The 9,790-nt window shown below is 63.4% G+C and carries 7 protein-coding genes; 4 read left to right on the plus strand and 3 right to left on the minus strand.

All coding sequences use genetic code 11. From position 1 onward, the window contains the following. From V6M63_RS21210 to V6M63_RS21220, 3 genes are read right to left on the minus strand one after another with little or no spacing between them, the layout of a single operon-like run. Nucleotides 1-1,056: an ABC transporter permease gene (locus V6M63_RS21210; protein WP_332745154.1), complete on the minus strand. Its 1,056-nt coding sequence runs from the start codon at nucleotides 1,054-1,056 to the stop codon at nucleotides 1-3. Then, nucleotides 1,043-2,581, minus strand: a complete 1,539-nt coding sequence (locus tag V6M63_RS21215; protein ID WP_332745156.1) for an ABC transporter ATP-binding protein — start codon at nucleotides 2,579-2,581, stop codon at nucleotides 1,043-1,045. Before V6M63_RS21215 ends, V6M63_RS21210 begins: the two co-directional genes overlap by 14 nt. 23 nt (nucleotides 2,582-2,604) lie before the next feature. Next, nucleotides 2,605-3,549 carry a LysR family transcriptional regulator gene (locus V6M63_RS21220; protein WP_332745157.1) on the minus strand — a complete coding sequence of 315 codons (945 nt, stop codon included), beginning with the start codon at nucleotides 3,547-3,549 and terminating at the stop codon, nucleotides 2,605-2,607. Nucleotides 3,550-3,643: 94 nt separating this feature from the next. Between V6M63_RS21220 and xdhA the strand changes: the two genes are divergently transcribed. The 4 genes from xdhA (at nucleotide 3,644) to V6M63_RS21240 (ending at nucleotide 9,421) form a co-directional block, all read left to right on the plus strand. Continuing rightward, nucleotides 3,644-5,128 (plus strand): xanthine dehydrogenase small subunit, encoded by a 1,485-nt coding sequence (xdhA, locus tag V6M63_RS21225; RefSeq protein WP_332745159.1) that lies wholly within the window; start codon nucleotides 3,644-3,646, stop codon nucleotides 5,126-5,128. Next, on the plus strand, nucleotides 5,125-7,518 hold the full coding sequence (gene xdhB, locus V6M63_RS21230; RefSeq protein WP_332745161.1) for a xanthine dehydrogenase molybdopterin binding subunit: 2,394 nt from the start codon (nucleotides 5,125-5,127) through the stop codon (nucleotides 7,516-7,518). The genes xdhA and xdhB overlap by 4 nt, the downstream gene beginning before the upstream one ends. 330 nt (nucleotides 7,519-7,848) lie before the next feature. Then, nucleotides 7,849-8,760 carry a hypothetical protein gene (locus tag V6M63_RS21235; RefSeq protein ID WP_332745162.1) on the plus strand — a complete coding sequence of 304 codons (912 nt, stop codon included), beginning with the start codon at nucleotides 7,849-7,851 and terminating at the stop codon, nucleotides 8,758-8,760. A 4-nt stretch (nucleotides 8,761-8,764) separates the two neighbouring features. Beyond that, on the plus strand, nucleotides 8,765-9,421 hold the full coding sequence (locus V6M63_RS21240) for a hypothetical protein (RefSeq protein ID WP_332745164.1): 657 nt from the start codon (nucleotides 8,765-8,767) through the stop codon (nucleotides 9,419-9,421). The last annotated feature ends 369 nt before the right edge of the window (nucleotides 9,422-9,790 follow it).

Here is a 9,790-nt window from a genome sequence, read left to right on the forward strand (position 1 = left end):
TTATTTCTTCCAGACGATGCGGTAGGCAATCAGCGTGTCGCAGGCGAGCAGCGCGAACAACAGCAGCCCCTGAAACACCCCGGTGATCGATTTCGGCAGCCCCAGGCGCGACTGCGCGAGCTCACCACCGATGTAGAACATGCTCATGAGGATGGCCGAGAACACGATGCCCACGGGGTGCAGCCGGCCCACGAAGGCCACGATGATGGCCGCGAAACCATAGCCCGCCGGCACGTACGGCGTGAGCTGGCCGATGGGCCCGGCCACCTCCAGACCACCCGCCAGCCCGGCCGCGCCGCCCGAGACCAGCAAGGCCGTCCACAGCGCCTTGCGCGACGAGAATCCCGCGTAACGCGCCGCCGCCGGCGCCAGGCCGCCCACCAGCTGTGCGTAGCCCGCGTAGGTGCGGAACAGGAACACCCACACCGACGCCACACCCGCGAGCGCGAGCAGCAGGCCGATGTTCACGCGCGACCCGTCCATCAGCCGCGGGATCTGCGTCACCGCCTCGAAGGTCTTGGTCTGCGGGAAGTTGTAGCCCTGCGGATCTTTCCACGGGCCGTAGACGAGGAAGTTGAGCACCTGCACGGCCACGTAGACCAGCATCAGGCTCACCAGGATCTCGTTGGCGTTGAAGCGGTCGCGCAGCAGCGCCACGATGCCGGCCCACACCATGCCGCCGATCACACCGGCCGCCAGCACCGCCGGCACGATCCATGGCCCGGTGGATTTGTCGGCGGTGAGTGCCACCCCGGCCGCAAAGATCGCGCCCAGGATGTACTGCCCTTCCGCGCCGATGTTCCACACGTTGGAGCGGAAGCAAACCGCCAGGCCGAGCGCGATGATCAGCAGCGGCGTGGCCTTGACCATGAGTTCGGAGAGCGCGTAGGTGCTCTTGACCGGCTCCCAGAAAAACACCTGCAGGCCACGCACCGGGTCTTTGCCCAGCACCGCGAACAGGATCACCCCGATGACCACCGTGATGGCGAGCGCCAGCAGCGGCGACGCATAGCCCCAGCCTTTGGACGGCTGTGGACGGACTTCAAGCCGCAGCATGGGCGGTCTCCTTCTTGTCGTGACTCAGCGGGTCCCACAGGCCCGACATCCATTCGCCGATGCGCTCGATCGTCGCGTCCGCCCGGTTCAGGCTGGGCGAGAGCCGCCCCTTGGCAATCACATGCAGCCGGTCGCTGATCTCGAAGAGTTCGTCGAGCTCTTCACTCACCACCAGCACCGCGCAACCCGCGTCGCGCAGCGCCAGGATCTCGCCACGGATCTGCGCCGCGGCCCCCACGTCCACACCCCAGGTCGGCTGGCTCACGATGAGCAACTTGGGTTTGGCCTCGATCTCCCGCCCGACGATGAACTTCTGCAGGTTGCCGCCCGAGAGCGACTTGGCCGCCGCGTCCGGCCCGTTGGCCTTCACGTTGTAGCGCGCGATCACCTCCGCCGCCTGCTTGCGCAACGCCCCCACCTTGATCCAGCCGCCCGCGCCCAGCGCGTCGTCGCGCGAGAGCAGCAGGTTGTGCGCCAGCGACAGCGTGGGCACGGCACCGCGCCCCAGGCGTTCCTCGGGCACAAAATGCAGGCCCAGCGCGCGGCGCCTGCCCGGGCTCAGGCGCGAGACATCGTGGCTGCCCATGCGGATGCTGTGTGCCGGCGCGCGGGTGTCTTCGCCCGAGAGGCAATACAAGAGTTCGCTCTGGCCGTTGCCCGACACACCCGCGATGCCCACCACCTCGCCCGCGCGCACGGTGAGCGCGATGTCGGCCAGGTGGGTGCCGAAGGGGTCGTCGCTGGCCAGTGTGAGGCCGCTCACCTCCAGCACCGGTGCGCCGGCGTGCAGCTCGCGCACCTTGAGCGCCGGCGGCTCGGCGCCGATCATCAGGCGCGAGAGCGAGGCGTTGCTCTCCTGGCGCGGGTCGCACACGCCGGTGACCTGGCCGCCGCGCAACACCGTGCAGGCATCGCACAGCTCGCGGATCTCGTGCAGCTTGTGGCTGATGTAGAGGATGCTGCAGCCCTGCGCCGCCAGCAGCCGCAACACGACGAAGAGTTTTTCCACCGCCTGCGGCGTGAGCACCGAAGTGGGTTCGTCGAGGATGAGCAATTGCGGGCGCGTGAGCAGCGCGCGGATGATCTCCACCCGCTGCATCTCGCCCACGCTGAGCGTGTGCACCGGGCGCGAGGGGTCGATGTCCAGCCCGTATTCTGCCGCCTTGGCGGTGATGCTCGCACTCACCTCGGGCAGGCTCAGGCTCTTGTCCAGCCCCAACCACACGTTCTCGGCCACGGTCAGCGTGTCGAACAGGCTGAAGTGCTGGAACACCATGCTGATGCCCAGCGCGCGCGCCTCCTGCGGGTTGCGGATGTGCACCGGCTGGCCGTTGAAGCTGACCGTGCCTTCGTCGGGCTTGACCGAGCCGTAGATGATCTTCATCAGCGTGGATTTGCCGGCACCGTTTTCGCCCAGCACGGCGTGCACCGAGCCGGGCTGCACGGTGAGCGACACGCCGCTGTTGGCCACCACGCCGGGATAACGTTTGGTGATGCCGCTGAGTTGCAGTCGGGTGGTTGTCATGCGTCTCCTTCTTTCTTGTCGGGTCAGCTCTCGGCGTCGGGCCGCTTCAGCGAGGCGGCCACGCTCTTGATCTGCTCGCGCAGCCAGCGTCCGGCCTTGGAGGCGTGGGTGCGCTCGTGCCAGAGCTGGTAGTACATCATTCGCGGGAACTCCACCGGGCTGGGCAGCACCTTCACCGGCAGGGTGCCGGTGAAGCGTTCGCAGTACTGGCGCCCCGTGGTGAGCACCAGCAGGCTGCCGGCCACCATGGCCGGGATCAGCCCGAAGTGCGGACAGCGCGCGGTGAGGTTGCGCACCAGGCCCAGCGTGGCCAGGTGGTCGTCGATGAAACCACGCGCGCCCGGATGCGTGGGCGTGGGCGCGATGTGTTCGGCGCCCAGCCAGGCCTCCACGTCCCAGCCCCGGCGCACCGCCGGGTGCTGGTTCGAGACGAGGGACACCACCTCGTCGCCGAACAGGCGGCCCAGGTGCAGGTCGTCCGGCGGCTTGGCCCAGTTGCCGATCACCACGTCCACATCGCCCTGGGCCAGGTGGTTGCGGTAGTCAGAGTCGCGCGAGAGTGGGTGGATGTCGATCGGGCAGTTGGGCGCCTGGGCCTTGATCAGGGTGACCAGTTGCGGCAGAAACAGCGGGTCCATGTAGTCGCTGGCGGCCAGGCTGAAGGTGTGGCGGGCGGTGGCCGGGTCAAAGCTGCGCGCGTCGGAAAACAGCACCTCGGCGCTGCGCAGGATGTCGGCCGCCGGTTCGATCATGCGCAGACCGGCCACGGTGGGTACCATGCCCGAGCCCGAACGCACCAACAAGGGGTCCCCGGCCAGTTCACGCAGCCGCTTGAGCGCAGCACTCACCGCCGGCTGGTACATGCCCAGGCGAATGGCCGCGCGCGACACGCTGCGCTCGGTGAGCACGGTGTGGAGCACGCGGATCAGGTGCAGGTCAATCTTGTCGAACATCGACATGTATTTCATACCCTGGGTGTATGCAGCTGGATGGTGGTTTGGGCATTCTGGACATATGGACGAGCATATGTTGTGCCATGGGGGCAGCGCTATGCTGGGGCGCATGAGCACTGAAATATCCGCACAAACCCTTAGCTTCCTGCGGCGCGGCCAGCCCGTCACGCTGCGCAACGTGGCCCCCGAGCGCACCTTGCTGGAGGTGCTGCGCGAAGACCTGGGCTGCACCGGCACCAAGGAGGGCTGCGGCGAAGGCGACTGCGGCGCCTGCACCGTGGTGCTGGGCGAAGTGGTCGGCAACCAGCTGCAGTACAAGGCCATCAACAGCTGCATCCGGCTGGCGCATTCGGTGCAGGGCATGGCGGTGTGGACCACGGAAGACCTGGTGTCGCCCCTGGGCGAACTGCATCCCGCACAAGAAGCCATGGTGCAGTGCCACGGCAGCCAGTGCGGCTTCTGCACCCCAGGTTTTGTCATGAGCCTCTTCGGGATGTACCAGAACACGAAGGGAGGCCGAGGCATCGACCGGACCCAGGCGCAGGTGGAACTCTCGGGCAACCTGTGTCGCTGCACCGGCTACCGTCCCATTCTTGATGCGGCGCAGCAGATGGGCAGCCTGCCCTTGCCCGCCGGCTGCGGTGTGGACGAAGCCGCCACCGTGGCCGCACTCAAGCAGCTTGCACCGCCACAGGCTGAGACCTACCTGCGCCCCACCACCCTGACCAGCCTGCTGCAGGCGCGCAGCGCACACCCCCGAGCCCAGGTGGTCGCCGGCACCACCGACGTCGGCCTGTGGGTGACAAAGATGCACAAGCGCTTTGCCCAGGTGCTCGACGTGACCGCCGCCGAAGAACTGCGCCGCGTGGAGACCTACCCGCACCACATCGCCATCGGCGCGGCCGTGTCGCTGCACGAGGCCTACGCCGCGCTGGTGAGCGAGCGCCCGCAGCTCAAGACCTTTGCCCAGCGCTTTGCCGGCCTGCCGGTGCGCAACTCGGGCACGCTGGGCGGCAACGTGGCCAACGGTTCGCCCATCGGCGACAGCATGCCGCTGCTGATCGCGCTGGGGGCGAGCGTGGTGCTGATGCGCTGGGACGCGGAGCGCCAGGCGGTGGCGCATCGGGAACTGCGGCTGGAGGATCTGTACACCGGCTACCGCACGAATGTGATGAAGGCGGATGAATTGTTGTGCTGGGTCAAGGTGCCTCGACCGGTCGCGGGCGAAACCATGAGGGTCTACAAGATCAGCAAACGCTTTGACGACGACATCTCCGCCGTCTGCCTGGCCATCCGCATGACGCTGGATGGCGGCAGGGTCAAAACCATCTCCATCGGCGCCGGCGGCGTGGCCGCCACACCTGTGCGCGCCCGCCAGACCGAAGCCGCCCTGCTCGGCCAGGCCTGGAGCGCCGACACCGTGGGGGCCGCCATCGCCGTGCTGCGCGGCGAGTTCAAGCCGATCACCGACATGCGTGCCTCCGCCGCCTACCGCCAGACCGTGCTGGGCAACCTGCTGCAGCGCTTCTGGCTGGAGAGCCAGGGACTGCAGGCGATCAACCTCGAGTCGTTTTCGATGGAGGCCCTGTCATGAACGCACGCGACCCAAACACCGCCGATACGCCGGTGGTGATCTCGTCCCGGGCGGACGCAGACACGGCACCCGATGAACTGGCCAAGCCCCAAGCCCCGGCCCCAATCGCCCCCGAGCGTGCCGCCGGCGTCTCGCGCCACCACGAAAGCGCGCGCGCCCAGGTGGCCGGTGGCGCCACCTACATCGACGACATCCCTGAAGTGCGCGGCACCCTGCACGCCGCCCCGGTGTGCTCGCACGTGGCACACGGCAAGCTGCGCGGCATGGACGCCACGGCAGCGCTCGCCATGCCGGGCGTGCGTGGGGTCTTCAGCGCCGTGCACATCCCCGGCGACCCGATGCTGGCCGCCTTCGCGCATGACGAACCCGTGTTCGCCACCGACACCGTGCAGTTCCTCGGCCAGGTGGTGGCGCTCGTGGTGGCCGACGATGTGATGACCGCGCGCCGCGCCGCGCGGCAGGTGTTGCTCGACATCGAACCCCTGCCCGCCGTCATCAACGTGCACGAAGCGCACGCGCATCAGAGCTACGTGTTGCCGCCGGTGCATGTGAAACGCGGCGACGCCGCCGCAGCCCTGAAGCGCGCGCCGCACACCCTGCAAGGCCAGTTCGAAGTCGGCGGCCAGGAGCACTTCTATCTGGAAGGCCAGGTCGCCTACGTGTTGCCGCTGGAGCAGAACCAGTGGTGGGTCTACACCAGCACGCAGCACCCCGGCGAGGTGCAGCACTGGGTGTCGCACGCGCTGGGCCTGGCCAACCACGCCGTGACGGTGGAGTGCCGGCGCATGGGTGGCGGTTTCGGCGGCAAGGAAACACAGGCCGGCCACCTGGCCGTGTGGGCCGCCATCGCCGCCAACCAGCTCAAATGCCCGGTGAAGCTGCGGCTGGACCGCGACGACGACTTCATGATCACCGGCAAACGCCATCCCTTCGCCTACCACTACCGCGCCGGGTTCGACGACAGCGGCCTGCTCTGCGGGCTGGAGCTGGAGATGCTGGCCAACTGCGGTTTCAGCGCCGACCTCTCAGGCCCGGTGGCCGACCGCGCCATCTTCCACGCCGACAACGCCTACTTTCTGGAAGACGTGGCCATTGCCAGCTACCGCTGCAAGACCAACACCCAGAGCCACACCGCGTTTCGCGGCTTCGGCGGCCCGCAGGGCGTGATCGTGATCGAGCGCATCCTGAGCGACATCGCGCGCACGCTCGGTCTGGATCCACTGGACGTGCGACTGCGCAACCTCTACGGCATCAAAGACCGCAACGTCACCCACTACCAGATGCCGGTGGAAGACAACATCCTCGAACCGCTCATGACCACGCTGGCGCAGACCAGCAACTACCGCGAGCGCCGCGATCAGATAGCCGCCTGGAACGCCAAGAGCCCCGTCATCAAAAAAGGCATGGCCCTCACCCCCGTGAAGTTCGGCATCAGCTTCACCGCCACGCTGTTCAACCAGGCCGGCGCGCTGGTGCACGTGTACACCGACGGCAGCGTGCAGGTGAACCACGGCGGCACCGAGATGGGCCAGGGCCTGAACACCAAGGTGGCCGCCATCGTGGCCGATGAACTCGGTGTGCCGTTCGAGCAAGTCATGTCCACCGCAGCCGACACCAGCAAGGTGCCCAACGCCAGCGCCACCGCCGCCAGCAGCGGCACCGACCTCAACGGACGCGCCGCGCAGTTTGCGGCGCGCCACGTGCGAGACAACCTCGCCGCCTTCGTGGCCGGGCTGGACGGCTGCGGAGCCGGCGCCGTGCAGTTTGAAGCCGGCCAGGTGATCACACCCAAGACCACGCGGGCGTTCAACGACGTGGTGCACGCCGCCTACGCCAACCGCATCCAGCTCTGGAGCGACGGCTTCTACCGCACGCCCAAGATCCACTACGACAAGACCACCATGCAGGGCCGGCCGTTCTACTACTTCGCGTACGGCGCAGCGGTGACCGAAGTCGCCATCGACACCCTCACCGGCGAGAGCCGTGTGCTCAAGGTCGACATCCTTCACGACGTGGGCCGCAGCATCAACCCCGCCATCGACATTGGCCAGATCGAGGGCGGCTTCGTGCAGGGCATGGGCTGGCTCACCACCGAACAACTGGTGTGGAACGACAAGGGCTACCTGCAAACCCACGCCCCCAGCACCTACAAGATCCCCGCCACTGGCGACATCCCCGAACACTTCAAGATCGACCTCTGGCCCGAGCTCAACCGCGAAGACAACGTGCACGGCAGCAAAGCCGTGGGCGAGCCACCGTTCATGCTGGCCATCAGCGTGTTTGAGGCGCTGCGCGATGCGGTGGCACAGGCGGGCGGGAAGCCTGAGGGGATGAATGCGCCGGGGACGGCGGAAGAGGTTTTGAGAGGGATATCCGAATTCGATAAGTAGCGTCCGTCTCACCAGCACGCGACCCAGCAAAGAAGGCCATGCTGGAAACCGTAACTCCTCGAACACGACGGATCGTCGAACAAAGACGCGCTGGGGCGGCTTGGAGCCACCTCGGAACCACAGTGGAGCCTCATCTCTGGGTCAGAAATCATTTGCACGGGTAAGCCGTCTACGCGCCTTTGCGTCCAGCCACGATTGATCACGAACTTGCGCAACTACGGGTTGCATGCGTCGTTTGGCACGTTTGAAGAAGCCACCATACAGCTTCGATGAGTTCTTAAAAGTCCGCGAAACCTACCTTGTGACACTTTTGCTAACAAGTAAGGCGCCTTGCCCGACAATGTTCAAAAAGTACCAACAACTAGGGAGAAGGACTTGGCGTCATTCAGCGTTCACTTCGACGGGGACATTACGGTTGACCACAAGGTAAGCGTACGTGTGATGGCCACAACCTATCAGCATATGCAGCGGGCGATCGACCGAGCATTTCTTGTAGAGACGTATGGAGCCGTGGAGAAGCACGAGCGGCTTACGAAGGCTGAGTATCGCGAGACTGAATTTATTGCGGAATACCCCCGTGAAGGAGGCATAGTCCTTGACGCAATGAAGCAAGGTGCCGAGCGACTTGTTGATCGAATCTATGCGGCGACAAGCGTTGTGTTCCAAGGCGCTGTTGATCAAGCTTTCGAACAACATCAAACTATTTCTGAGCAACTGGCCGCACGTCGTCAGTACGCTCATCAGATGGGAGAACGGTCACGTTCTTTTTCGAGCGTTCTAAATGAGCCCCCAGATGTTTGGGCAACTGCATATTCCAACCGTTCAATCGTTAAAGAAGTTGACCAGCTAGTTGGTCAGATCAATCGATCAGATTTGAGCACAAGCACGGTTGATATAGCGTTGCACGGCACCAGACCGCAACTCCCTCTAGTGTTTACACCTGCGATCGCAAAAAGCTTTCACAAAATTGCTGCTGACCGCGAGCTGGGTCCATCTATGATTGCGCGAATTCGGATTAGACTTCTAGATGCAGGCAATCGCAATACCAAGCCAAATGCGAAAGTTTTTAATTTAGACACATTTAAAGAAGTGAATCTGCATCTTTCCAGCGAAGCAGATTTCGCAGCTCTGCACCCTTTTCACAACATTGACGAAGAGGTGCGTATCCACGTATGTCCGATTCTAGAGGCAAAGGGCTTCGATCTGAAAGGCGGTGATCTTATGTTTCTTAAGGTGGCTTAATCAAATGTATGCATGGGAGGAAATCGGATCAACATATGCAGAGGCAGTGACGCACGCCTTCCCTTTGCACCGAGCCATTATTTTCGCAACGGGTTTTCTACTATCTCTGGCCATTCAGCAGCAAACTCACCTCAGTGCACTGGAGACTATTGTGGCAGTTCCACTTTCTGACCTTGCCTCTTTCAGCACGGGCTTTCTTGCGAAAGCGACTTTTGGAAACGTTTTCTGGGGGGCAGCATCAACATGTGCTGGAGTAGGTGCTTCGAAAATGCTGATTCGACTTGCCTACGCTGTAGTTGACCGCGCGACTGGTGCAAGTGTTAAAGCGGCAACCATCGATAAGTCATGGATCGCGGGTTTGTCGGTGGAAGAACGCATGCTTGCGCTGGAGCTTGTCGATTCGGGGATGTCCGAGCCGCGCGCTCGCCTACGAGCAATCACAAGTACAAATGAGCTTCTAGTTGGTATCGGATCTATATGCATAGTGGCCGCGTTTTGGGGTAACAGGTTGGATGGCTTCGTAGGTGCGTTGGCACTGGCAGGTGCCATTTGCTCTCACCTGCTTGCTATTCATGTGTTTCTTAAGGACTACTATGGAGCAGCGCTCACAAAGGCTCATTTGCAAGGCAAAGTAGCTCCCAATATTGCAGAATTAACTTAATCCTTATCGAAATCATGAATGCATCAAGCAGCATTGTGCATGTGCTCAGGCAATATCTATTTGAAATCTTGGACGTATATGTCTGCCATTGAGTCATTTCGTCGAAACGTCGGCGAGGTTGATCGTCTAATCAATTTTGACAGAGAACTGCTGCAACTGATTACATTGACAGTCGAAGGACTGCACAACCAGCTTCGAGAACGCCACGCAGACGAGCGGCTAAACGGGAAAAGAGCGCTTGATGTAATTAGTCGTCCCTGAAGAATCCCCGGAGCCCGCATAAACACTGGACTTTCGGGTGATTGCCGATGGTCGAGACTCCCAGTTTGAATTCCAATAGGGGCAAATTTCTGGGAGTTCTGCCGTGCT

Source organism: Hydrogenophaga sp. (assembly GCF_036675665.1).
Classification (GTDB): domain Bacteria; phylum Pseudomonadota; class Gammaproteobacteria; order Burkholderiales; family Burkholderiaceae_C; genus Hydrogenophaga.